The organism is Chitinophaga sp. HK235, from assembly GCF_018255755.1.
GTDB lineage: Bacteria > Bacteroidota > Bacteroidia > Chitinophagales > Chitinophagaceae > Chitinophaga.
In genome coordinates, this window is record NZ_CP073766.1 from 2,324,641 (window position 1) to 2,349,333 (window position 24,693).

Consider the following 24,693-nt stretch of genomic DNA (forward strand, 5'->3'; position numbering starts at 1 on the left):
TTTGACTTTTTACATGGTTTATAATCCAATGTTAACTCCCACTGTAAATGTTTTTACGTTAGGGATATCATTGCCGTAAAAACCGTCCACTTCAACTTCCGGGTCCATACCTTTATGTTTTGCCCATGTAAGCAGGTTTTCACCGGCTACATAAATTCTAGCGCGCTGGATATGCGCCTTGCCTAACAGTGATTTTGGCAGGCTATAACCCAGATTCACTGTTTTCAGACGGATATAGGAACCATCAAACAGGAAGCGGGAAGAAGTGTTGGATCCCAGGTCTGTATTATTCTCTACGAAACGCGGTACATCGGTAACATCACCAGGTTTCTGCCATGCGCGGCCGGCTACATCCCTGGCTATATTTGTTCCTTTTGCAGAACCGTCGTTGGTGATGTCCTGGAGATAAGAATCATAAACCTTGTTGCCATAGTTGAAGAACAACATAAAGCTCAGATCAAATCCTTTGTAAGCAGCTCTTGCATTGAAGCCACCGTAGAATTTCGGTAAAGAGCTACCCATTTTATAACGGGAAGCCTGCGTGTATTGCTTAGTGGTAACACGTTTGCCAGTAAGGCTACCATCGGCACCTTTTTCGTTCATGTACCACATCGGTTTTCCATCCTGAGGGTCTACACCTGCATATTCCTGAAGGAAAAACTCATACCTGTTGCCGCCTACTTTCCAAAGTTTGCTGCCTGTTGGAGCAATCATAGAATCGGCGCCGGTGAGATAAATGATTTTGTTATTGGTGGTAGTAATATTGGCACCCAGGTCCAGGGTGAAATCTCTCTTCTGCAATACGTTCGCATTCACGGAAACTTCAAAGCCACTGTTTTTCAGTTTCGCCAGGTTGGTTTTTACAGATTCAAAACCGGTGGTCATAGAAAGTGGTTTATCAAACAGCAAACCATCAGATTTACGGCTGTAGTATCCTGCTTCCAGACGGATTCTGTCCAGTAAAAATGCTTCCACACCTATATCTGTAGTAATGCTGCGTTCCCAGCGAAGAGCCGGATTACCAAGCTGGGTATATTTCGTACCCCCCTGTCCGTTATAGTTGGCGCCGGCATCATAAAGATCCATACGGTCATAGCGATCAATATTATCGCTACCACTGACACCATAGCTGCCTTTTATTTTCAGATCTCTGAGCCAGTTGGACGTAGCGCTCATGAAGTTCTCACGGGAAATTACCCATGCACCGCCCGCAGACCAGAAAACACCATATCTGTTCTGTATATCGAAGATAGAAGAACCATCTCTTCTGATACTTCCGGAGAGAATATACTTATTGTCAAAATCGTAGTTAACCCTGGAGAAATAAGAATTGAATTTTTTCTCAGTACGATCTGAAGTTGGGCTTGAAGCGGTAGATCCGGCGCCCAGTTCAGAGATACCTTCAAACGGGAACCCTGTAGCTCCTGCGGTGAGGTTGGTATATACATATTTAAATGCTTCCTGACCTGCCAGCACATTTACGTGATGCTTATCGAAGTATTTATCAAATACCAGCGTATTGGTGATGGTAGTTCTGGTATCTCTTGGCGCATATTTGTTACTGCGGCCATTCACTGCCAGACCATCGCCATTCAGCGGGTTATAGTAGCGACTTTCACGCAGATCAATTACATCAGCAGCCACCTGTGTTTTGAAGGTGAAATACTTCAGGAAATTAATTTCCGCATAACCAGACAGGATAGCTCTCAGCGTTTTAACATTGATAATGTTCGCCTTACTTAATCCTACCGGGTTATAATCTTTGAACAGCGGGTTTAGGTAGTTGTAAGCAAGACCTTTACCCGTTGCGTCTGGGAGCGGATTTCCGCTGGCATCCATTTTATATAACGGATACACGCCAGCCACTCTGTCTGCAAAGTTAATCGGGTTGCCCGCACCGGTTCCTCCCGGAGGTGTGTTCTGATCTGTAGATGCGAATGTAGTGAAGACACCAAATTTCAGGAAGTCAGTAGCCCTGGATTCCAGATTCAGCTTGGCATTGTAACGTTTGAAGTCAGAAGCCAGCACAACACCTTTCTGATCGAAGTAACCAGCGGAGAAATAGTAGGTGGTCTTGTCTGAACCGCCGGAGATATTGATACCATAATCCTGGGTAAGTCCTGTTCTGGTTACAGCATTTCTCCAGTCAGTATCATAATATTTAACAGTGCCTGAAGTCAGCTTGCCATTAGCATCGTATGGACTGGCATTATTAAATGGATTTGCCTGCAATGAAGCGATAGTACCGGCGTTGGCATTTGTAGCAGCATCAGCTGGAGTAGCACCTCCAGCTATTTCCTTTCTGTAACGGGCGTCCCACCAGTATTTGAAGTATTCTTCACCACTCAGGAAATCATGTCTGTTTACAGCGATACCAGCCCAGCCAGTGCTTCCGGTTACATTAACACTGATCCTTCCTGCTTTACCTCTCTTAGTGGAGATCAGTACCACACCGTTGGCGGCACGTGAACCGTAAAGTGCAGCAGCAGAGGCATCTTTCAGTACAGTAACATTGTCAATATCCTTTGGATCGAGGGTAGCCAGTACGTCTGCTGTGGCAGAAGCCTGCGTAAAATCGCCTGTAGCAACGGGAACACCATCCACTACATATAAAGGAGTGCTGTTTGCATTGGCACTGGATTTAGTACCAAAGCCACCTACACCACGGATACGGATAGTGGTAGCACCTCCCGGTTGACCGGATACACTTTGTACAGTAACACCAGTCACATTACCCTGCAGGGCTTTTTCAAATGATGTAACCGGCCTTTCTGCCAGTACTTCCGACTTTACTACAGAAGCAGATCCTGTAAAGGTTGCTTTCTTCTGAGTACCATAAGCTACAACCAGTACCTCATCCAGTACTTTGTCGTTTCGCTTCAATACAACCTTGATATCAGTGCTGTTTCCCAGTGTTACTTCCTGTTCTTCGTAACCGATGAATGTAAAGCGAAGTACCCCCTTCAGTGCCGACATAGAAAAAGTGAAAACGCCCGATGCATCTGTCACTGCTCCGGTTGACTCACCCTTGATCTGCACTGTTACGCCAGGTATCGGATGACCATCTTTCGCATCTGTCACCGAACCTCTAATCGTCCTGTTTTGAGCCTGCAGTCCGGTCATCCCGAAACATAGCAGCAACAATAGAACTAGAATTCTATTCATTGTTTTGGATTTTGGTTTAGATTAAATTCTTACATCTCATCCAGGTAGATGAGCCACGTCTTGGTCTGTATGCTAATAGCTTTTAGATTTTTTGTTGTCTTTTTTTTCTCAGCAGTTTTTTTTGGCAAGTACAAACAATCCTTTCCCACACTGTTTTCCAATGAAAACAATACGCAAAACCAATTACGCCATTTTTAACGCTTGCCTCAGAAATATTCTATTTTTCTGAATCACATTGCATGAAGTTCACTTAACACTAAAATTAACCATTACAAGTGAGGTTAGGGATCTAAGCAGGTCTTTGATTTAAACCAACCTAATTGCTCTTACAGAATTGGTAAGTTGGCCTAGTCTGATAGCTACATCTACAACCTTTTTATAAAATGCTCTTACATGAGTTTCCTTTACTTCGCAGGCGAAGGTAATATAACAAACTTATAACAACAAAATATATTTATTCAAGCGTCACTGTGTTCCGAACGGGCAATGCGGCCATTATAATTATAGTCATATTCATATGCTGTCCAGCGCTGGCCGGGACGTTGTACTTTTATCACTTTACCAGCACCATCGTACATGTTCATTCACCAACCTGGTTAACTACTCTTCCGTATTGTAGTTAAAATGTATTTTAGTATACCATTTTCATCATAAATATAGCCGCCAACGTTACCTTCCGGATCTGTCATGTTCTGTATAGGTGAAGAAAGTGGAACAACCAGTGGGCCCCTTGATTTGCTCTACTACAAAATCCGGTGTATAATAATAAGTCGTGGTTTGTCCCAGGAAATTGGTCACGAGGTTATATCCATGCTGCGGATGATACTCGATCCATCCTTCCAGCAGCCTGTCATCGCCCCAGGTATGAACACAACGGTTTTTGCTGTCATATTCCCAGTAAAACGTTTGTCCGTTACGGTCCGTTTTGGACACCATCAGGTAGTTACGGTATTGGATACGGACGACCTGCGACAGCGCATAGTGATTTCAATCTGCGCCGCTTCAATACAAAAGGAACTCGACTAAACACTCAACTAAAAAACAAAACCCCGCGCCATGCGCGAGGTTTAAAATTTGCCTGTGATCCCGCTTGGACTATGTCAAAGTCTGTAGTAGCGCCACTTTTCACGGATTTAAAAGCTTGTGTATCCGAATTTGTATCCTTCTGGATTAGCTTAATTTGTACCGAATTGTTAAGAACTTATAACCTGTACAAATATACGAAAAGCCTTGCTAAATCAGGGCAAAACACACTAAAACTTATAACATAAATACGTGCTTTATACAGGTCTGATACAGGTTATAAATGCGATTTATCTAGTTTACTAAAATATAGCGATGCCTTCGCAGGCAATTTAGAATTAAATGGCAATTCTTATTATTATGTTACAAGAACTACTGGAACTGGTTGAGGAGGAGCAATGGGAGTATTACACCTTATGCTTAATCTTCTTTACCAGGGTATTTCCCCTGTTTCAGGGTTATTTTCCTCACTAAAGAATTTTCCTGTTGGGCCATCATTGTCAATCAGAGCATATTTTACAATCCTGTTTCCGGCACTTTTGACAGTGCCCGTCCCACGATGTCCATTGAAGTCTGTTTTTGTATATCCCGGGCAAACGGCATTTACTTTGAATCTGGTATTTTTTAGTTCGTATGCCAGAACAACGGTGTACATATTCAGTGCTGATTTTGAGGAAAGATATACAACACCTTTGTAGTCGTAGTATTTGTACGCCGGGTCGCTGTGTAAAGTTATTGAACCTTGACTTGAACTTACATTCACAATACGAGGTTCCGACGATTCTTTCAATAAATCAATAAATGCCTGTGTAACTCTCACCACACCGTAAACATTTGTATCATAAGCTGCTTTAAACTGGTCAATAGTTGAGTCCAGCGCGGTTTGTGGGTAACCACCATAAATACCCGCATTATTAATTAGTATGTCGAGGACTTTTGTTTTTTTACCGATTTCTTTACGGGCATTAATTACTGATTCGTCATTTGTGATGTCAAGCTGAATAACTTCTACATTATTTAATCCCATCGCTTTTAATTTGTCCACGGCTTCAATACCATGTTCTAAATTACGACTACCGAGGTAGACATAAATTCCCTTTTGAGCAAGTTGCCATGCAACTTCAAGACCAATACTTTTGTTGGCCCCTGTTACTAATGCGAATTTCATTTCTTTTGTGAATTTTATGAAGCAAAAGTAGAGGGCCGGAAAATAGCGGAAATGGACAATTCATTTTATTTCCCCGACAAATCCTGCCTGGGCAAAAAATCACTTGCACTTTTTCCTGTACTTTTTTTGAAGAGTCTTGAAAAATAATCCGGGTCATTAAAGCCCAGTTCGTAGGCCAATTCTTTGATAGAAGTATTAGAATAACGCAATTTTCGCTGAGCTTCTGCCATCAAACGGTTAATGAAATAATCTTTGGGCGATGAGCCGGAATATTCTTTTACAATCCTATATAAACTGTTTGTAGATAAAGCCAATTTTTCTGCAATTGCATTGATAGAAGGTTGCTCCGTAAGGTGTGTTTCTACAACCAGTTTGAACTCAATGAACTTTGAAAGGTTAATGTTTAAGGGGTTGAGGGGTTCCTTGTTTTTGAAATAAGCGCTGTTTAGTTCTGATAGCAATGAGTTCAAATAAGCTAATATTACTTCAGTGTCGATATCATATTTATCTAAATGAATTATCTGATTTAAAATTCCAAAAACCTTTATTACCCTGTCTTTTGCAGCGCTGTCAAGAACTATGGTCTGGTCGTTTAAGGGGTTGACTAAAAAGGAAAATTGTTGTGGCAACAATGCCAATGTATTTTCGTCAAACAGCAGTTTGAAATATTTAAGATCGTCTGTTTTGTCGGGTGGCGTAAAAATTTGATTTGGCATTGCAAAAAGCAAGTGTCCGTCTGTAAGGTTGAAGTCTTGTAAGTCTAAATTGTATGTAATTGAACCACTTTCAATTAATACAATAAAATAAGAGGTTAATCTGCGAGGTTGCAGTTTTTTGATCTGAATATCAGCTGAAAGATAGGGGTTGTCGTTTGAACGAATCATGATCCCCAGCTCATCATGCTGTAAGCCTTCATATTTTCTGTTTTGTCCTTGCATATTGTTTGATCAAAAGATTGTAGGATGTCATCATACGATAACCGCTAACCTGCGATTGGATTATTACAAATTTCAAACTTTTTTAAAGTTAACCTTTTTATCGTTGCTATAATAATATCGTGGTTTATTCATAAATCTGCAGCTTATATTACACATGTAATATTTTGTAAATATGAATTGGATTTCAGTACCTCACCCGCTTTACTCTCCACCCATAGTGTTCAAGATTTTAGGAAGCAGGAGGCTGGTTGGGCATCGGTAGATTTTGAAGCATATTATTCTATCGCAGTTAATTTTATGATTATTGTATATTAGATTAGGGATCGGACCGCGTGATCAGGATTTGCAGGATGAAGAAAGAGAAGAAGGATAATCTGATATTAATCAATTCAATGTTCTATTACCGGCAATATTATCCATCAATTCAGCTGGCTGACTTTATAGAATGCTATTGGGTATTACATGCACCGGACAGGTTTACGGATGTACCTGACCGCCTGATACCTGGCGGTCGTGTGGAACTGATCTTCAATTTTGGCGGCCCGACGGATTGGTTGATAACAGCTGATAATCCTCTTGGCACCCGTCAGAATGGGCCGATGATTATGGGGCAGCGAAACCAGATTTTTTATGTGAAAAGCACTGGTGAAATCAGGATGCTGGGTATCCGATTCAAGCCAGGTGGGCTGGCCTCATTTACCAATGTACCTATTTCTGATTTATTAAATATTCTGTTGCCGGCCGAACTGCTCTTAGGGAAATCAGTAATAGACCTGGAGATGCGCTTGTCTGATTATTCGGATGATGATAAGCAGGTACAATTACTGGATGCTATACTAAAATCCAGATTGGGAAATGCACCAGCTGATCTGTTAGTGGTTAACCAGACTATAGATATACTTCGCAACAGTCCTGAGGATGTATCTATTGATACAATCTGCCAGCAAACAGGTTGGTACTATAAAAAGCTGGAGCGGATTTTCCTGAAAAACATCGGTTATACACCTAAGCATTATCATAAACTGCTTCGTTTCAATAAAGCGGTCCGGTATATGCGAACAACCAATACGCTGACTGATGTCTGTCATGTATGCAACTACTTTGACCAGGCGCATTTTATTCGTGATTTCCGGTTGTTTACAGGTACCACTCCCAGCCAGTTTAAAAAGGAGGAAAACAAAATAGCGGATATTCTCATAAAGCATCAGCCTGTCTAAAATATACAATTCTACACGGGAAAAACCTTTTAGCTTTGACAATTATACCAAACTTATATCATGTCGGATTTAAAACCGGTTTCCAAAGCGCTTTTAGTCGCAGGACTGCTTTTTGCGGGTATCTGCTGGTATTTATCCTTTAGCTTGTCAGCGCACCTTTGGTGGCCATTATGGGTGGCGCCAGTTCCCATATTGTATTTTTCTTTACGACTTACAGGTAAATGGACATTTTTAATAGCTTTTACCGGGTACTTAATAGGAAGACTTAGCTGGGTGCCTTATTTTCTAAGTATTTTTCCTTTGCCGCTGCTGTTTTTGTTTACCTTACTATTGCCCCTGATTTTTTCGCTACAAGTGATAGCTGCAAGAAAGATAATGCTTACTTATCGCCATTGGTCTACTGTATTTGTATTCCCTGTTTTGGTTACTACGATGGAGTATATCAGTTTCCTCACCACCAGAGACGGAACGGCAGGAAGTATTGCCTATACGCAATGTAATTTTTTGCCCGTGGTGCAGGTTGCATCTCTGACAGGCATACAGGGGATTACCTTCCTGGTTACTTTTTTTCCTACGGCGATAGCGTTCATCATCTATCGGTATCAGCAAAAACAATCAATCCGGGCACTTTCCTTCGTAACTATTGGTGTTCTTGTGGTCGCAATGGCATGGGGCGTTGTGCGTTTGAATCAAACATCTGCTGCTGCTAAATCATTACAGGTGGGGATGGTTGCTATTGATAAACGGGTATATTACGATGAGAATAAAATAGGAGAAGACAAGGATTTGTACCTGGCAAACCTTTACCTGCGCCAGGTAGGAGAACTGGTAAAGCAGGGGGCAGAGATCGTGGTGTTTCCTGAAAAAATGTTTACCGTAAGAGATGGTCGTCGTTCGGGTTTTATGCAGCAGTTTAGAGACACAGCAATTGCGCATCACGTAGGAATCATTGCATGCGTGACGCAGCAAAAAGGAGACTATTACGAAAATAGGGCCTGGGTGATCGGGAAGGATGGGGCACTGCTGGCAGATTATCAGAAAGTACATCTCTTTGCCGGAGAATTGCTGGATAGCCTGAAACCAGGAAAGGAACCTGGTTTGTTTCTCTGGAATGGTATAAAAGAAGGTGTGGCTATTTGTAAGGACATGGATTTTCAGCAATACATCAGCAGGTATGGTAGCGCAGATTGTAATGTTTTATATGTGCCGGCCTGGGACTTTGATCAGGATGGATGGCTGCATAGCCGGATGGCGATGATGAGATGCGTGGAAGGTGGTTTTGGAATGGTAAGAAATGCCAGGCGGGGTAGGCTGACTATCAACGATTATTGCGGCAGGGTTTTGTATGAGGCTAATAGCGACAAAGGCACGCCCGTGTTGTTATCAGGCAACATTGAGATACAGCATCATGCGACACTGCATAACAAATGGGGGGATTGGTTCAGTATGTTGAATGCCATTGCATGCCTGGTGAGCCTTGCACTATTGGCAAAAGCCAGGCGGACTTAAAAATTATCCGCCAGGGACAATATTTCAAAATGAATACTGCAATAGATTATAATTTCCAGCTCTCCAGTTTACATATCTGGTAAAAATTTTCTAAAGGCTTAATCAAAAAAGTCCTCGGCAAAGGCGTATTCAATTCTACCCAACGGAATATCTTTCATTTTGAAAACACTGGAGAGAAAAGCGGATATTTTGTCTTTGGTAGAAAGCCACTTTTTTTAAAGTGCTGCCTTTACGTTTATCCTTGTCCACCTTCTCCTGAAACTTTTCATTATGAAAATCGATGACCTCCAAAAGTATGCGCTTTCCCCTGTTGATACCGTTGTAGGCGTTTTTGATCATCGTTGGAGGTTACTGTAGTGTCAACCGCTTTCAGGAGGGTATAATGCCGGATAAGTTCAGATTTTACATGCTGTAAGTGCTTATTGGTTTCTATAGCTTCCGCATAAACGGCCCGATAGACCGTTATCACATCAGCACGACCGGGGCTGCTACGCGTGTCGGGAGACTATTCAGTAATCCCTCCTCCAACGGTTATAAGTCTGGCTCTATCACCTTCGTAGATAACGGGGCAGATTATCAGCTGGCATTTACCAAAAAGCCTGACCGTTCAGCCAATTTATCATACAACAGCATTGCCGTATGGTTTGTTTCGTGGGTAAGTCGATTCAGACAAAGGCATCAAACTATTACTGAGAGCATAGAAAATAAGGGGGCGTAAATCCTGATAAAAATGTTTTGTATCTTAGTAAAAGCTCGTTAACCTGTATAAAGTACGGGAAAGAAATCGGGGTTATACAAAAGGAACTCAACTAAAAAAGCAAAACCTGCGACTAGTGCAGGTTTTAGAAGTTGTCTGTGATCCCGCTGGGACTCGAACCCAGGACCCATACATTAAAAGTGTATTGCTCTACCAACTGAGCTACGGAATCATTTCCCTACCATACACATGGCATATTGGGGCGGCAAATGTAAGAAAATATATTTCATTATCAACCTTTTACAAGATTTTCTTTTCAACAGGCCATATAGTAAGAATGATAACCACAGCTATGACGACAGATACAAAGCATAGAAAACACTGTTATAAATAGCACAGCAATTACAAAATCGCTTACCTTTGCGCCTTCTTAAGCCACCCTATCAAGGCTGGCACAGTATGCCGCAAGTGTGTATATGACCGATGTAGAAGACGATTATCATCAATCTGTAACAGAACAGGAACAACAAGCTGACACAGCCTTCTGTCGCTTTATAGACCAGGACAATGCCAGGTCTATGGCCGAAACACTTACCTTTAGCCTGGATGGCAACATTCATCCGCTTTGTGAAATTGCCGTTGCTGAACTTCAACAACATCTTGCCCTGCAAAATGAGTGGAAACATAATTTTGGCTTGGGCAACAATGGCAATGGTGCCGTTATTGGTAAAATGTTCGGTGTATTGGTAGTACGAACCCGGTATGGAACTTTGGGTTATCTGTCAGCATTTTCCGGCAAGCTGGCAAATGGAAATCATCACAACAGGTTTGTAGAACCGGTGTTCGACGGACTTAAAACAGGCAGCTTTCTAAATGCCGGTATGATCCGTTTATCAGAAATCAACAGTGAAATTGCTGCTCTCTCTCAGGAAGATGCTATCCTCCATCAATCAGCCATTGCACAGTTAAAGGAATTGCGTAAAGCCCATTCCATCAGGTTACAACGAAGGCTCCTGGAGCAATATAATTTCAGCAATAAGGCAGGCCATTTAAAAAATATGGTAGATATCTTTACCGCCCACGGCTATAAACAACCGCCTGCAGGTGCCGGCGAATGTGCTGGTCCAAAATTACTGCAATACGCCTTTCGTCATCAGATGGAGCCTTTGGCTTTAGTCGAATTCTGGTGGGGCTTATCTCCTAAATCAGCCACCTGGAAACATGGAGCCTACTACAAGCCATGTAAGGAGAAATGTGCACCGATCCTGGATTATATGTTAAGTTAGTCTGAGTTGCCACGATGGCCATAACGCCCCCGCTTTTCAACAGCTTGATTATCTTCTCTTCTCATTAAGCACTTGCTCATTCAAAGCAAAATATCTTTTCTTAGTGATATCTAAAGCACATGCCATAAAGGTCAATAGTGACCTATATTTTTCCTCTGTGAGTTTCATCAAACTAACATCAACTTCTTTTTTCTTATCAAAATATGCCTTAAGAAAGGTCGCAACTATCCCTCCAATTATCTCACTGATAAGTGCTGGTTAGAATCTGCATGAAAGGGAGTTTATTTGCGATTGAAAATACAGCGTTTTTTAAATGGATCAGGAATCTTTATACTCCTCAAAGGGTTCGTTTCTCATCAATTGCGGCTCCTGGACAAAGTGGGATTGCTGGATGTACTTTTAAACCCTTGCTTAAATTACGTATCTGGTAAAAGCTGGTTAACCTTATAAAGTATGGGGAAACAAAAAGAGGTTTTATAGAAGGGACTCGACTAAAAAACAAAACCCCGCGACTAGCGCGAGGTTTGAATGTTGTTTGTGATCCCGCTGGGACTCGAACCCAGGACCCATACATTAAAAGTGTATTGCTCTACCAACTGAGCTACGGAATCCTTTACTGTATTGCTGTTTAAGCGGGTGCAAAAATAGAAATAATTTATTTTTAAACAAGTTTTTACAAAAAATTTTACACCGCAACTCTCAAAACAAGCCACCACAAAGTATTTCAAGCCAATAATTTTTTCGAAGACACTATACAGATTTGTATCAGTCCTATAATAAAATGCTGTTACTATGAACTTCTCGCCTATTTTTGCATTGCAAAAATATACCCATGAAAACTTACTTTCAGAACAAGACAGTAGTTATTACCGGCGGATCGTCGGGCATTGGAAAAGCATTGGTGATGGAGATGTTACAGCAGGGTGCTGCTGTAGCCGTATGTGGTCGTAAGTTACCGGCCCTGGAAGCTTTGCGTAATGAGATCAACCATCCCTCCTTGTTTATCTTTGTGGCGGATGTGAGTGTGGAAGCGGATTGCAAGGCTTTTATGGAAGCTACGATGGCACGGTTTGGCCGTATTGATGTGTTAATCAACAATGCGGGAATTTCTATGCGTGCCTTGTTCCGTGATCTGGACCTGAGTGTATTGAAATCACTGATGGACATTAATTTCTGGGGCACTGTTTATTGCACGAAATACGCTTATCCTGCTATACTGGCTGCCAAAGGTACTATTGTGGGCGTATCTTCTATTGCTGGTTATCGTGGCTTGCCGGGGCGTACAGGTTATTCGGCGTCCAAATTCGCTATGCAGGGCTTTATGGAGGCATTGCGTACGGAGAATCTGCATACAGGCGTTAACGTAATGTGGGTATGTCCGGGGTTTACGGCCTCGAATATACGGAATACGGCGCTCAACCAGGAAGGACAGGCACAGAGTGAAACCCCGCTCAATGAGGATAAGCTGATGAGTGCCGAAGCAGTGGCAACAGCCATTGCCAAAGCAATCAGCAAACGCAAAAGGACCCTTGTACTTACCGGCCAGGGCAAACTCACTGTATGGCTCAACAAACTGGTGCCTGGTCTGCTCGATGGTCTTGTTTACAACCACTTTAAGAAAGAACCTAATTCTCCACTGCAATAAAAATCAAAATTTCAGCTTAAAATAAGGCGCCATCGGTATTTTTACCTTTATTTGCAAAGAGATTGCATTTAAAACCCCATGGCACCCTTTTTGGGAGGAGAGCGACCATTCCAGGCGGCCATTCAGATGTGATACGGGTTCGATAAGCAGGGATAGGGAGTTGAAATGTGAATTTAGTGTATTGCGCTTGGATTTAGATTTTCTGGCATGTCCATTATAACATTAACATCAGACATAGGGATGCAGGATTACCTGGTAGGTGCCATCAAAGGGCAACTCTGGCATTACTGCCCGGAATGTCATGTTACGGACATAACCCATCATATCAGCCCTTTTAACCTGCCGCAGGCAACGTATATCTGTAAGAGTGCCTTCGCCTGGTTTCCGCTGGGTACTTTCCATTTTGTACTGATTAATCTGTTCGACCGCCGCCCCGATCATGTGCTGGTGGCCGAACATAACGGACAATACATCGGCTGCGCCGACAATGGTCTGCTGACCATGATCGCCGGTGGCATGCCCGAAAAAGTGGTTAAAATACCCCTGCCGGCCAATGCGCCCAAAAACACATTCACCATCATACAGCAGCTGGCCATGGCCGCCCGTGAACTCAGCAGAGGCAAAGCCCTGGGAGAAATAGGCCCGCTCACCCAAAGCATCCATATTAAGCATAACCTGCAGCCTTTGGTGGGCGATGACTTCATCGAAGGCCAGATTATCCATATCGACAGCTTCGAAAACGTAGTGGTCAATATCACCCGCGATCAGTTCAATGCCCAGCGCAGAAACCGTCGCTTCCAGATATTTTTCCGCCGTAATGAAGTGATCAACCAGATCAGTGAAACTTACGCTGATGTACCCGAGGGCCAGAAACTGGCCCTGTTCAACGCTGCCGGCTACCTCGAAATAGCTATCAACAAAGGAAATGCAGCCGGCCTGTTCGGCCTGCTGGGATTCCGCAGGGACCAGCTAACCCAGCCCACCGGCTTCCAGCAACTCTCATTCTACCAAACTGTCAGAATTATCTTTCAATGATTAACAGACTCGTTAAAATGGAATTTATCCCCGACAAGGTAAGTTCCTTCCGGGAACTGTTTGCCCGGCAACAACAACAAATCCGCCATTTCCCAGGATGCCTCCACCTCGAACTATGGGAACACCCGGCCTCCGGCAACACCTTCTTTACCTTCAGCAAATGGGAGTCCGAAGCGGCTCTGGAAGCCTACCGGCAATCAGATCTCTTCCGGGATACATGGGCCGCCACCAAAGTGCTGTTTTGCGCAAAACCAGCAGCATGGACCGTTACAGAGACTTATAAAGCCTGAAACCACGCTGGCAGCCAGGGAGTTCTAATGCAATTTTAATTCCCTTCAAACCAGCTACCATTCAAGATTATAGCTAGCAATTAAAAAGATATTTACAAAAAGTTAAAACTGTTCAGCAGATTAGCATAATTTGCTACTTTTTATATTTTTGTCGGACCTTAAAACAACCTTATGAATTTTAAAAGGACCAACAACATAGTTGGCTGGGTGATTTGCATCATTGCCTGCTCTGTTTACATTATGACTATGGAGGCCACGGGCAGCTTGTGGGACTGCGGCGAATTTATTTCCAGTGCGTACAAAGTACAGATCCCCCACCCTCCCGGAGCACCCTTGTTCGTATTACTCGGAAGACTCTTCAGCATGTTCCTGAAACCCTCACAGGCCGCTCTCGGTGTAAACACCATGACTGCCATCGCCAGTGGTTTCACCATCCTGTTCCTCTTCTGGACTATTACGCACTTTGCCCGTCGTCTGATGGTAAAAGCCGGTGAAGAGATCTCCCGTGAAAAAATGATCGCTATCATGGGCGCAGGCGCCGTAGGTGCCCTGGCCTATACCTTTTCTGATTCATTCTGGTTCTCCGCTGTGGAAGGTGAAGTATATGGTATGTCCTCTTTCTTCACTGCCATCGTGTTCTGGGCCATCCTCAAATGGGAAAACGAAGCAGACGAGCCCTATGCCGACAGATGGCTCGTACTGATCGGTTACCTCCTGGGTCTCTCCATCGGAGTACACCTGCTCAACCTCCTCACCATTCCGGCCATCGTAATGGTATACTACTTCAGACGCTTCAAACCTACCGGCTGGGGCACCTTCTGGGCTTTCATCCTCGGTTGTGCCATCACCGGTATGATCCAGAAATACCTGATCCAGGATACCATTAAAGCCTCCGGTTATATGGACGTAATTTTCGTCAATAACCTCGGAATGGGCTTCTTCTCCGGATTTATCTTCTATTTCGCTGCCTTAGTGGCCATCCTGATTATCGGCCTGAGAAAACCAAAATTCGGTTTCTATGCTCCGCTCATCGTAATCGCCTCCATCATCCTGGTGCCGGCTTACAACGACGCCAGCGGCGGTGTAGTATTCGTGAAATTACTGCTGGCCGCATTCTTCCTGCTCATACCTTTCTTTATCAAAACCTTTGGTATAAAGCTGAACCAGGAAAAATTAGTGCACTTCAGCAGGCTCACCATCATGTTCATCCTCTTCACCCTGCTCGGTTATTCTACCTATATCACTACCATGATACGCTCTACTGCCAACCCTTCAGTTGACATGTACAACGTAGATAACCCCATCTCCCTGGTTGGTTACCTCGGACGTGAACAGTATGGTGACTTCCCCCTCGTATACGGACAGGTATTCACTGCTCGTCCTGAAAAATACAATGAAGGCGGTAACATCTACGCCCGCAGCGATAAAAAATATATGGTTGCCGGCAAAAAAATGGAACCTGTTTACGCCAAGTCTGACATGATGCTCTTCCCTCGAGTATGGGACGCCAGCAACGATCAGGGCCACGCCGACTTCTACCGCTCCTGGCTCGGCCTCGACGCCAATGAAGCACCTTCCTTCGGTGATAACATCAAGTTCTTCATCCAATACCAGATGAACTTCATGTACTTCCGCTACTTCATGTGGAACTTCGTAGGTAAACAAAACGATACCCAGGGCTATGGCAACGTCCGCGATGGTAACTGGATCTCCGGTATCCCTTTCATCGATAACCTGATCTACGGCGACCAAAGCCTCATGCCAGACAGCCTCCGGAACAACAAAGGACACAACACCATGTTCTTCCTGCCGTTTATCCTCGGTATCATCGGCTTCTTCTTCCAATACAACAACCATCGCAAAGACACCCTCATTGTGTCGCTCCTGTTCTTCTTTACAGGTATTGCGATCGTAATATACCTCAACCAGGCCGGTAACCAGCCCCGTGAGCGTGACTATGCCTATGTAGGCTCCTTCTACGCTTTCGCTATCTGGATCGGACTCGGTGTACTGTCTGTTTACAACTTCTTTAAGAAGAAAATGAGCAGCGCTATCGCTCCTACCCTCGCCACTGCACTCTGCCTCCTGGCAGTACCCGTGCTGATGGCTGCCCAGGAATGGGACGACCATGACCGCTCTACCAAAACCATCGCCAGAGATATCGCTAAAGATTATCTCGAATCCTGCCAGCCAAATGCGATCCTGTTTACCGTTGGTGACAACGATACCTACCCGCTCTGGTACGCACAGGAAGTAGAAGGTATCCGCCCCGATGTAAGAGTGATCAACCTCAGCCTCCTCGGTGTAGACTGGTATATCGACCAGCAGCGCAGAATGGTGAATCAAAGCGCAGCAGTGCCTATGAGCTGGGCTCCAAATAAATACCAGGGCGAAACCCGCAACTTCATCCGCTTCTTCGATCCAGGAAACATCCCGGCTGATAAATACTTCAACCTGAAAGATATCATGGACTTCATGGGAAGCGATGATGAACATAACAAGGTAAACACCCAGGACGGCGGATCTGAAAACTTCCTGCCTACCCGTCAGCTGTTTATCCCGGTTAACAAGGAAGAAGTCCTAAAATATGGTGTGGTTGGCGCCAAAGACTCCGCCAGAATACTGCCACAGGTATCTTTCAAAATCAACAAAAGCTACCTGCTCAAAAATGACCTGGCTGTTTATGATATCATCGCTACCAACAACTGGAAAAGACCTATCTACTTTACCAGCCCTACTGATCTCGGTCTGAACGACTATCTCAGAACCGATGGTCTGGCATATCACCTGGTGCCGTTGCCTAAACCAACAGCCAATGATCCCCTGGGTATGGATATCAACGCCAATATCAACGCAATGTATGATAACCTGATGCACAAGTTCGCCTTCGGTGGCGCACAAACACCAGGTACTTACTTCGATGAGCCTAACCGCAAAATGGTGTTGTACCTGCGTCAGTCCTTCACCCGCCTCAGCGTGGCTATGACACAGAACGGTGAGTCCAAGGACAGCGCTATCTCCGTGCTGACATACATGGACAAAAACATCAAGGAAGGCAACTTCCCTTACGCGATGACCACTCCAGGTAACATGCACAACTACACCTCCCTGCAAACTGTTTACGCCCACTACATTGCTGGTGACGTGAAAAGAGCAGAAGAGATCAGCAACCAGATCATCAAAGACTGTGAACAACAAATTCGTTACTATCAGGCATTACCTGCCAGCAGAATGACCAGCGATCTGCAACGCGACGGACAAACTGCTGAACAGTTCATCGCCTGGCTGCAACGCATGAAGATCGACTTCGGCTCCGGTGCTGGTGCACACCCTAAAGAGGGCCTGCAGCACGTAAGCACGGAAGACTCCAACGCTGCCCCTCAGGCAGCCCCGGACTCCGCCAAATAATCAAATAATCAGATAAAATAAAATAGCCCAGGACTTCAGTCCTGGGCTATTTTATTTTATCCTCGCCCCATCAGGAGCATCAGCATTATCATATGCATCACAGTTACAGATTGCTCACCATCTGTCTCCAGTAAGCAGCGCTTTCTTTTACTTCCGGTACATTGTAATCCCAGTTGTACTCGTATTCAGCAGAGAACAGACCTTTGAATTTCTGTGCTTTCAGTGTTTCCAGCACCTGTGGTATTTTACATACACCGTTGCCCCATATTACGTCGTGAGATTGTTCAGTTTTACCGTTCAGATCTTTAAAGTGCAGGCTCACGATATGACCATTCAGTTTTTTCAGGCACTCTACCGGGTCCAGGCCGGAACGTACCCAGTGACCGATATCAGCGCAGGCACCCATTAATTTACTTCTACCCTGAATAGCATTCAGTACGCTGTCGGGATGCCAGTAGTGGCTGGGTTTAGGGTGATCATGGATCGCCAGCTTAATGTTGTAACGGTCACACAGAGAAGAGATCAGGTCCAGGTACTCCGGTTGCGGCTCACTGGTGATACTCTGAATGCCCATCCTGTTGGCGAAATCAAACAACATTCTCCATTCTGCTTCAGAATTGGGTACTACCACGCCAAATGCTACCAGTACCTTGTGTTTCTTTTTAATCAGGCTTTTTACCTGCTCTTGTTTGTCGGGCGACATATGGTAATCCATCTTGCCTTCTATGCCACCACCGATGGTCTGCCCAGGAAACGCTTCCACATATTGAATACCGCAGCTGTCCATTTTGTCCAGCGCTTCTGCCAGGGTAAAATGGTTGAACGTCCACGCCTGTGCGCCCAGTTTCCAACCCAATGCATCTGCTCTGGCCTGACCCTTGGCAGATTGTGCAAATAATGCCACCGCTAAACCACCGGCCAGCAGCCATGCATTTCTCAGTTTTTTCATATAGATATTTTTTTGATGATTGAAAGTAATAGCTTTCAACGTAAAATACAAGATTTTAACCAAGATTAGGATGATTTAAATGATTACACCCATCCTGGTAATTTTTTCACTAATTTTAATAACGAACTATGTTTTGATTTTTGTGCTATGAGAGGAATAACTTTTTCCCGGTTTAATCCGGATGAAAATAACAGATCCCCTTTCCAGAAGCTGCTGGACCTCTTCACCCAACTACTTACCTATACCAGCGGAGACGTGACAGAAGCCCTCCAATGGCTTACAGAGCTGGATAAAGAGTTTGGTCTTACCAACGACGATTATGGTATTGGTGATTTTATTCAGGACATGAAAAACAAAGGATACCTGAAAGAAGATGAAGCCGGCGAAATCATCATCACGGCCAAAACTGAACAAACCATCCGTAAAAACGCACTGGAAGAGATCTTCGGCAAACTGAAAAAATCCCAGGTAGGGAATCATAATATCCGGAAATCAGGTATCGGAGACGAGCTCAACGCGGAGACCAGACCTTTTGAATTTGGCGACGGCGTAGACCAGCTGGATGTCACTGCCTCTATCCGCAATGCCCAGATCAACCACGGCATCGACAGCTTCTCTATCAGTCAGGAAGACCTGGAAGTCAAGGAAACAGACTATAAAACCCAGACGTCTACCGCCCTGATGATTGATATCTCGCATTCCATGATATTGTATGGGGAAGACAGGATCACTCCTGCCAAAAAAGTGGCCATGGCCCTCAGCGAGCTGATCACCACCCGCTACCCTAAAGACACCCTCGATATCATCGTTTTCGGTAATGATGCCTGGCAGATCGAAATCAAGGACCTGCCCTATCTGCAGGTAGGCCCCTATCACACCAATACGGTGGCCGGCCTGGAACTGGCCATGGACCTGCTTCGCCGCCGCCGCAATCCCAACAAGCAGATCTTCATGATCACCGACGGGAAACCAACCTGCCTTAAAATAGGCAGGGAATATTATAAAAACAGCTTCGGCCTGGACCGCAAAATCCTGAACCGTACGCTCAATCTGGCCGCCCAGTGCAAAAAACTGAAAATACCGATCACCACCTTCATGGTGGCCACCGATCCCTGGCTGCAGAAGTTTGTACAGGAATTTACCGAAACCAACAGCGGTAAAGCCTTCTTCTCCGGCACCGACAAACTGGGCCAGTTCCTGTTCTACGATTTTGAAAACGGGAAACGAAAATTATTCTAAAACCGGCAAGGAATTGCGTAATTTATAAACATGGATACCAGCATCAAGACGTTAGGCGAACTGAAAAAGAGTGGCTATAAACCCGTTTCAGTAAAAGAGGAAATCAGACGTAACCTGATTAAAAAATTGCAGAAAAAAGAAACTTCCTTTCCCGGCATTATTGGCTATGATGATACCGTGATACCGGATACCGAAAGGGCCCTGCTCTCCCGTCACAATATTCTGTTCCTCGGTCTGCGCGGACAAGCCAAAACCCGCATGGCCCGGCAAATGACAGACCTTCTCGATGAATTCATCCCCGTGGTGGAAGGCTCAGAAGTTAACGACGATCCTTTCAACCCCCTGTCAAGATACGCAAGGGACCTCATCGCCGAAAAAGGCGATAAAACGCCCATCACCTGGATATCCCGTGAAGAACGTTACGCCGAAAAACTCGCCACGCCAGACGTTTCCGTAGCCGATCTCATTGGCGACATAGATCCCATCAAAGCCGCCAACCTCAAACTCAGCTACGCCGACGAACGTGCCATCCACTTCGGTATCATCCCCCGGTCCAACCGCAGCATCTTCGTCATCAACGAACTCCCCGACCTCCAGGCCCGTATACAGGTAGCCCTGTTCAACATCCTGCAGGAAGGCGATATCCAGATCAGAGGGTTTAAAGTACGCATGCCACTCGATATACTCTTCATATTCACGGCTAACCCGGAAGACTATACGAACCGTGGCTCTATCGTCACCCCGCTGAAAGACAGGATAGAAAGCCAGATCATCACCCACTACCCGAAAAGCGTCGAAAACTCCCTGCTCATCACCGAACAGGAAGCCGATATACATGATGAACAGCTGGCCAAAGTGTCTATCTCCGACATGGTAAAACGCCTGATAGAACAGGTAGCTTTTGAAGCCCGCAACAGCGAATATGTTGACAAAAAAAGTGGTGTTTCCGCCCGCCTTACCATCGCCGCCTATGAAAATGCGGTGAGCTCCGGCGAAAGACGCGCCATCATCAATAAGGAAAAGGAGACACATGTACGTATCGCCGATCTCATGTCGATCATCCCTGCCATCACCGGCAAAATAGAACTGGTATATGAAGGCGAACAGGAAGGTCCGCTCCAGGTGGCCCACAACCTGCTCGACAAATCCATCCGTACCCTCTTTGCCTCCTACTTCCCCAACCCGGACTCTTTCAAGAAAAAGAAGCAGTCCCAACCCGTGGAAAACCCCTACCGCAGCGTTATCCAGTGGTTCGATAAAGGCAACAGCCTCCAGCTGCTGCAGGATATCAGTGATAAACAATACGAGACTTCACTCAACAAGGTAGAAGGACTCAAAGACATGGTCAAAGCCCGCTTCCCGCAGGCCAACAACCGCGAAGCCCTGCTGCTGATGGAGTTTGTATTGCACGGACTCGCTTCCTATTCCCTCATCAGCAAAAAGGTAGCGGAAAACCATACCCGTTTCAGCGACCTGTTGGGCACCATGATGAACTTCAGCATGGAAGACAACGACGTAACAGAAGAAGAAGATTTTTAGTTTTTTTGCAGATAAATAGCAAGCTGGCGTTACTTTGAAAGATTGTAATCGTCCAGCTTTTTTCATTTTTTCATTTAGTCATTTCAATATTTAAATATTGAAATGACTAAATGAAAAAATAACCAAATGAAATTCCACTTATGAAGCATTCACGAAGAGATTTTCTCCGTTCGGCCACTACATTGGCTGCCGGCGCCGGGCTGGTGTCCGCGCTTCCTTCAGGCTTACAGGCCCTCCCACTAAAAACGATCGCTGCCAGCGACCGGGTTAATATTGCAGCCATCGGTATCAATGGCATGGGCTGGTCAGACCTTACCGCCATGCTGAAACACCCAGCTGCCCAATGCGTGGCCCTCTGCGACGTAGACCGCAATGTACTCGACAAGCGGGTGGCTGAACTGTCCAAACAGGGCATCAAAGTAAAAGCATACAGCGACTACCGCAAATTGCTGGAAGATAAAAGCATCGACGCTGTTATCATCGGTACACCCGACCACTGGCATTGCCTTCAGATGACGGATGCCTGTGCCGCCGGAAAAGATGTGTATGTAGAAAAACCGGTAGGCAATTCCATCGCCGAATGCCGTACCATGACGGCTGCACAACAACGTTACCACCGTGCCGTACAGGTTGGCCAGTGGCAACGCAGCCAGCAACATTTTAAAGATGCAGTCAGTTTTGTGCACTCCGGCAAACTCGGACAGATAAGGCTTGTAAAAGCCTGGGCCTATATGGGCTGGATGAAGTCCATTCCCATAAAGCCCGACAGTACGCCCCCTTCCGGTGTCGACTACAAGGCATGGCTGGGCCCTGCCCGTGAAAGGCCCTTCAATGAAAACCGCTTCCACTTTAACTTCCGCTGGTATTGGGATTATGCCGGTGGTCTGATGACCGACTGGGGTGTACACCTGCTCGATTATGCCCTGCTGGGTATGAAAGCAGAAATGCCACGGTCCATTATGGCCGCAGGTGGTAAGTTTGCCTATCCCGATGATGCTGCCGAAACACCCGACACCCTCACCACCGTATATGAATTCGATGGCTTCAATATCCAGTGGGAACAGGCCCAGGGCATTGATGGTGGCCCTTATGGCCGTGATCACGGTATTGCGTTTATCGGCAACAATGGTACCCTGGTACTGGACAGGGGGGGCTGGGAAGTGATACCGGAAAAAAACAAAATGGAAGCCGTACCCCGGCAGAAAGCCGTGGACAATGGGCTGACACTGCATACCCACAATTTCATCGAAGTGGTGAAATCACGCCGGCTGGAGGATCTGCACGCACCGATACAGGCAGGGGCTTTGATAGCCACAACTGCTCAAATGGGGGACATCGCCTTCAGAACAGGGAAAAAAATATACTGGGACAAACATGCAGGACAATTCACCGACAGCGACGCCAATCAATTGCTGGCCGCCGGTTATCATAATGGGTACAAACTACCGGTCATAAGCTAGTTGTCCTGCAAAGATGCAAAGCAGCAGATGCAACATGAAACTTTTGCGTCCCTGCTGCTTTGCATCTTTGCGTAAACCCTTTCAGGATATGTCTTCCAGATTCAGAGACAGATATACGGCGCTGCTGATAGGATTATCATAATAGGCAGCAATCGGCTGGAATCCCAGCGACGTATACAGTTCGATGGCCGGGCGCATATGCGCGAGGGTGTCGAGCAGAATACGTTTATAGCCCAGTCCCTTGCTTTCTTCGATGGCTCTGGCAGCCAAGGCCTTTCCAACCCCGTGGCCTTTGAAGGCATCTTTTACGAAGAGGCGCTTCATTTCTGCGGTCGTATTGTCAAAAGGACGGACAGCAACGCATCCGGCCACCTGACCATCTACCTTTGCCAGCAGCAGCGCCCCACCCGGGGCAGCATAAGGGCCTGGCAAACTTACCATCTCTTCTTCAAACTGTTGAAAGCTGAGGTCTACACTTAACCAGTTGGCATATTCTCTGAAAAGCAGCTTTACCTGTTCCAGGTTTCCGGTATCTGTTGCGGTTACTTTAATGATCTCTGTCATCGCCACACACTTTTAGGTTGTCAATAAAAACAAAAGTCCTCCGGAATAGGGTGTTCACATCTCTCTGACTGGTTTCCGGGAACACCCCCAAACTTTTGCGGGATAAGCAATTTACAACAATTACTTTACAACATCATGATACATCAGAGATTAATTTTAGGTAAAGAAAAACGGGATTTTATCCTGCTGGATGGTAAAACAATGCGGGTAAACGGAGCAATGCAGGATATATTTTCAGATATGATTTATAGTAAGGGCATAAAAAAAGCCGCTTCAAGAGCGGCTTCTTACTTTCCCATCTGGAGGTTCCGAGCGGATTCGAACCGCTGTACGAGGTTTTGCAGACCTCTGCCTAGCCACTCGGCCACGGAACCATATATCTGACGAAACACTTACTTTTGCTTGCCTTTTAGCGGGCGTCCCGTCGTTTTGTGGGATTGCAAAAGTAGTAAATTTCTGATAATCACCAAATATTATTTAAAAAATATCTGAAAAAATATTTTGATAATAATACAGAACGTAGGAATATTGAGGCGCCAACAAGGATTGTTGAATCGTGAAAAACACAAAAAATTAATACAATGGACAAACGTATTGCCGAATCTGAACTCATTATCAACAGCCGTGGAGCAGTATATCACCTGGATGTAAGACCTGATGAACTGGCTCATACCATCATCACTGTAGGAGATCCCGATCGAGTGCCAGCGGTGACCAAACATTTTGACAAAGTAGAACACAAATTCCAGCACCGTGAATTTGTAACCCACACCGGTTATATCGGGAATAAAAGGCTGTCAGTAGTTTCTACCGGCATCGGTACAGACAACATCGACATCGTACTCAATGAACTCGATGCCCTCGTTAACATCGATTTTAATACCCGGCTCGTAAAACAGGAACTCACTTCTCTGCAGATCATCCGCCTGGGTACTTCCGGCGCCCTCCAGGAGAGCATCCCCGTAGACAGTTTCGTAGTGTCTTCCCATGGCCTGGGCCTCGACAACCTCATGGCTTATTATACCTACGAAAATACTTCCGCTGAAAAACAACTGCTGGAAGCCTTCCGCGGCCAGGTAACCCTGCAGCCAGGTGGCGCCAATCCCTGCCTGCTTGCCGCCGGTGAAAGCCTGCAAAAACACTTCACCGACGGATTTCATACAGGCATCACCGTTACCTGCCCGGGTTTTTATGCCCCGCAAGGCCGCGTGTTAAGAGGCCCGCTGTCTAATCCTAACCTGATAGATAACCTCACCAGCTTCTCCCACGAAGGACACCGCATCACCAACTTCGAAATGGAAACTTCCGCCATCTACGGCATGGGACGCGTTCTCGGACATCAATGCCTGTCTATCAGCGCTATCGTGGCCAACCGTATCCGCAAGGAATTCTCCAAAGATGGCGGCGCCGCTGTAGAAGCCCTCATCAAAAAAGGACTCGACATCATCGCTAAATTATAATCCCCAGGACTAAAGTCCTGGGCTATATTGGATGAGCTATATTTGGGGCAATCCCAAAACTAAAAATTCGCATTAGATCATCGTTTAGATCATCTCCATCT

Annotated in this window: 18 protein-coding genes and 3 tRNA genes; 11 read left to right on the top strand and 10 right to left on the bottom strand. The window is 45.3% G+C overall.

Features of this window, described 5'->3' with window-relative positions:
* Positions 1 to 18: 18 nt before the first annotated feature.
* The 5 genes from KD145_RS07710 to KD145_RS07725 form a co-directional block, all read right to left on the bottom strand.
* Complete coding sequence (locus tag KD145_RS07710; protein ID WP_212005328.1) at positions 19 to 3,165, bottom strand: TonB-dependent receptor; 3,147 nt, start codon at positions 3,163 to 3,165, stop codon at positions 19 to 21.
* 458 nt (positions 3,166 to 3,623) lie between these two features.
* Complete coding sequence (locus KD145_RS32460) at positions 3,624 to 3,749, bottom strand: hypothetical protein (protein ID WP_256441283.1); 126 nt, start codon at positions 3,747 to 3,749, stop codon at positions 3,624 to 3,626.
* Positions 3,750 to 3,834: 85 nt separating this feature from the next.
* Positions 3,835 to 4,101 (bottom strand): hypothetical protein, encoded by a 267-nt coding sequence (locus KD145_RS07715; protein WP_212005329.1) that lies wholly within the window; start codon positions 4,099 to 4,101, stop codon positions 3,835 to 3,837.
* A 517-nt stretch (positions 4,102 to 4,618) separates the two neighbouring features.
* On the bottom strand, positions 4,619 to 5,356 hold the full coding sequence (locus KD145_RS07720) for an SDR family oxidoreductase (RefSeq protein ID WP_212005330.1): 738 nt from the start codon (positions 5,354 to 5,356) through the stop codon (positions 4,619 to 4,621).
* 65 nt (positions 5,357 to 5,421) lie between these two features.
* Positions 5,422 to 6,294, bottom strand: coding sequence for an AraC family transcriptional regulator (locus KD145_RS07725; protein WP_212005331.1), 873 nt, complete (start codon positions 6,292 to 6,294; stop codon positions 5,422 to 5,424).
* Positions 6,295 to 6,644: 350 nt separating this feature from the next.
* On the opposite strand from KD145_RS07725, the gene KD145_RS07730 reads away from it, so the two are divergent.
* Together KD145_RS07730 and KD145_RS07735 are read left to right on the top strand one after the other, a co-directional pair.
* A complete protein-coding gene (locus KD145_RS07730) occupies positions 6,645 to 7,511 on the top strand; it encodes an AraC family transcriptional regulator (RefSeq protein ID WP_212005332.1) in 867 nt (288 codons plus the stop codon).
* 60 nt (positions 7,512 to 7,571) lie between these two features.
* Positions 7,572 to 9,020, top strand: a complete 1,449-nt coding sequence (locus KD145_RS07735) for a nitrilase-related carbon-nitrogen hydrolase (protein WP_249219759.1) — start codon at positions 7,572 to 7,574, stop codon at positions 9,018 to 9,020.
* Between the two features lie 856 nt (positions 9,021 to 9,876).
* Here the strand turns inward: KD145_RS07735 and KD145_RS07740 are convergent.
* Positions 9,877 to 9,949: transfer RNA gene (locus KD145_RS07740), tRNA-Lys, on the bottom strand.
* A gap of 244 nt (positions 9,950 to 10,193) precedes the next feature.
* Here KD145_RS07740 and KD145_RS07745 point away from each other — a divergent pair.
* Entirely contained in the window at positions 10,194 to 11,003 is an 810-nt protein-coding gene (locus KD145_RS07745; protein ID WP_212005334.1) for a pseudouridylate synthase, read from the top strand.
* A gap of 538 nt (positions 11,004 to 11,541) precedes the next feature.
* Here KD145_RS07745 and KD145_RS07750 read toward each other — a convergent pair.
* Positions 11,542 to 11,614: transfer RNA gene (locus KD145_RS07750), tRNA-Lys, on the bottom strand.
* A 221-nt stretch (positions 11,615 to 11,835) separates the two neighbouring features.
* Here KD145_RS07750 and KD145_RS07755 point away from each other — a divergent pair.
* The 4 genes from KD145_RS07755 (at position 11,836) to KD145_RS07770 (ending at position 17,381) form a co-directional block, all read left to right on the top strand.
* Positions 11,836 to 12,648 (top strand): SDR family oxidoreductase, encoded by an 813-nt coding sequence (locus KD145_RS07755; RefSeq protein WP_212005335.1) that lies wholly within the window; start codon positions 11,836 to 11,838, stop codon positions 12,646 to 12,648.
* Between the two features lie 207 nt (positions 12,649 to 12,855).
* Positions 12,856 to 13,683: an S-adenosyl-l-methionine hydroxide adenosyltransferase family protein gene (locus tag KD145_RS07760; protein ID WP_212005336.1), complete on the top strand. Its 828-nt coding sequence runs from the start codon at positions 12,856 to 12,858 to the stop codon at positions 13,681 to 13,683.
* On the top strand, positions 13,680 to 13,973 hold the full coding sequence (locus tag KD145_RS07765) for a putative quinol monooxygenase (protein WP_212005337.1): 294 nt from the start codon (positions 13,680 to 13,682) through the stop codon (positions 13,971 to 13,973). Before KD145_RS07760 ends, KD145_RS07765 begins: the two co-directional genes overlap by 4 nt.
* A gap of 171 nt (positions 13,974 to 14,144) precedes the next feature.
* Entirely contained in the window at positions 14,145 to 17,381 is a 3,237-nt protein-coding gene (locus tag KD145_RS07770) for a DUF2723 domain-containing protein (protein WP_212005338.1), read from the top strand.
* Between the two features lie 103 nt (positions 17,382 to 17,484).
* Here KD145_RS07770 and KD145_RS07775 read toward each other — a convergent pair whose 3' ends face one another.
* Entirely contained in the window at positions 17,485 to 18,330 is an 846-nt protein-coding gene (locus KD145_RS07775; protein WP_113619722.1) for a sugar phosphate isomerase/epimerase, read from the bottom strand.
* Between the two features lie 147 nt (positions 18,331 to 18,477).
* Here KD145_RS07775 and KD145_RS07780 point away from each other — a divergent pair, with 147 nt between their 5' ends.
* From KD145_RS07780 to KD145_RS07790, 3 genes are all read left to right on the top strand, one after another.
* The gene (locus KD145_RS07780; RefSeq protein WP_212005339.1) at positions 18,478 to 19,569 is read left to right on the top strand and encodes a VWA domain-containing protein; all 1,092 of its coding nucleotides are present in this window, start codon (positions 18,478 to 18,480) and stop codon (positions 19,567 to 19,569) included.
* A 30-nt stretch (positions 19,570 to 19,599) separates the two neighbouring features.
* Positions 19,600 to 21,108, top strand: coding sequence for a magnesium chelatase (locus KD145_RS07785; protein ID WP_212005340.1), 1,509 nt, complete (start codon positions 19,600 to 19,602; stop codon positions 21,106 to 21,108).
* Positions 21,109 to 21,248: 140 nt separating this feature from the next.
* Positions 21,249 to 22,568 carry a Gfo/Idh/MocA family protein gene (locus tag KD145_RS07790; RefSeq protein ID WP_212005341.1) on the top strand — a complete coding sequence of 440 codons (1,320 nt, stop codon included), beginning with the start codon at positions 21,249 to 21,251 and terminating at the stop codon, positions 22,566 to 22,568.
* Positions 22,569 to 22,649: 81 nt separating this feature from the next.
* On the opposite strand, the gene KD145_RS07795 is transcribed toward KD145_RS07790, so the two are convergent.
* Complete coding sequence (locus tag KD145_RS07795; protein ID WP_212005342.1) at positions 22,650 to 23,132, bottom strand: GNAT family N-acetyltransferase; 483 nt, start codon at positions 23,130 to 23,132, stop codon at positions 22,650 to 22,652.
* Between the two features lie 300 nt (positions 23,133 to 23,432).
* A tRNA-Cys gene (locus KD145_RS07800) sits at positions 23,433 to 23,506 on the bottom strand.
* Positions 23,507 to 23,713: 207 nt separating this feature from the next.
* On the opposite strand from KD145_RS07800, the gene KD145_RS07805 reads away from it, so the two are divergent.
* Positions 23,714 to 24,592 (top strand): nucleoside phosphorylase, encoded by an 879-nt coding sequence (locus KD145_RS07805; RefSeq protein ID WP_212005343.1) that lies wholly within the window; start codon positions 23,714 to 23,716, stop codon positions 24,590 to 24,592.
* Positions 24,593 to 24,693 lie beyond the last annotated feature (101 nt).

What these genes read in the sequence shown, in the direction of transcription:
- KD145_RS07710 (WP_212005328.1), bottom strand. Translation starts at nt 3,165, where the DNA reads ATGAATAGAATTCTAGTTCTATTGTTGCTGCTATGTTTCGGGATGACC.
- KD145_RS32460 (WP_256441283.1), bottom strand. Translation starts at nt 3,749, where the DNA reads ATGAACATGTACGATGGTGCTGGTAAAGTGATAAAAGTACAACGTCCC.
- KD145_RS07715 (WP_212005329.1), bottom strand. Translation starts at nt 4,101, where the DNA reads ATGGTGTCCAAAACGGACCGTAACGGACAAACGTTTTACTGGGAATAT.
- KD145_RS07720 (WP_212005330.1), bottom strand. Translation starts at nt 5,356, where the DNA reads ATGAAATTCGCATTAGTAACAGGGGCCAACAAAAGTATTGGTCTTGAA.
- KD145_RS07725 (WP_212005331.1), bottom strand. Translation starts at nt 6,294, where the DNA reads ATGCAAGGACAAAACAGAAAATATGAAGGCTTACAGCATGATGAGCTG.
- KD145_RS07730 (WP_212005332.1), top strand. Translation starts at nt 6,645, where the DNA reads ATGAAGAAAGAGAAGAAGGATAATCTGATATTAATCAATTCAATGTTC.
- KD145_RS07735 (WP_249219759.1), top strand. Translation starts at nt 7,572, where the DNA reads ATGTCGGATTTAAAACCGGTTTCCAAAGCGCTTTTAGTCGCAGGACTG.
- KD145_RS07745 (WP_212005334.1), top strand. Translation starts at nt 10,194, where the DNA reads ATGACCGATGTAGAAGACGATTATCATCAATCTGTAACAGAACAGGAA.
- KD145_RS07755 (WP_212005335.1), top strand. Translation starts at nt 11,836, where the DNA reads ATGAAAACTTACTTTCAGAACAAGACAGTAGTTATTACCGGCGGATCG.
- KD145_RS07760 (WP_212005336.1), top strand. Translation starts at nt 12,856, where the DNA reads ATGTCCATTATAACATTAACATCAGACATAGGGATGCAGGATTACCTG.
- KD145_RS07765 (WP_212005337.1), top strand. Translation starts at nt 13,680, where the DNA reads ATGATTAACAGACTCGTTAAAATGGAATTTATCCCCGACAAGGTAAGT.
- KD145_RS07770 (WP_212005338.1), top strand. Translation starts at nt 14,145, where the DNA reads ATGAATTTTAAAAGGACCAACAACATAGTTGGCTGGGTGATTTGCATC.
- KD145_RS07775 (WP_113619722.1), bottom strand. Translation starts at nt 18,330, where the DNA reads ATGAAAAAACTGAGAAATGCATGGCTGCTGGCCGGTGGTTTAGCGGTG.
- KD145_RS07780 (WP_212005339.1), top strand. Translation starts at nt 18,478, where the DNA reads ATGAGAGGAATAACTTTTTCCCGGTTTAATCCGGATGAAAATAACAGA.
- KD145_RS07785 (WP_212005340.1), top strand. Translation starts at nt 19,600, where the DNA reads ATGGATACCAGCATCAAGACGTTAGGCGAACTGAAAAAGAGTGGCTAT.
- KD145_RS07790 (WP_212005341.1), top strand. Translation starts at nt 21,249, where the DNA reads ATGAAGCATTCACGAAGAGATTTTCTCCGTTCGGCCACTACATTGGCT.
- KD145_RS07795 (WP_212005342.1), bottom strand. Translation starts at nt 23,132, where the DNA reads ATGACAGAGATCATTAAAGTAACCGCAACAGATACCGGAAACCTGGAA.
- KD145_RS07805 (WP_212005343.1), top strand. Translation starts at nt 23,714, where the DNA reads ATGGACAAACGTATTGCCGAATCTGAACTCATTATCAACAGCCGTGGA.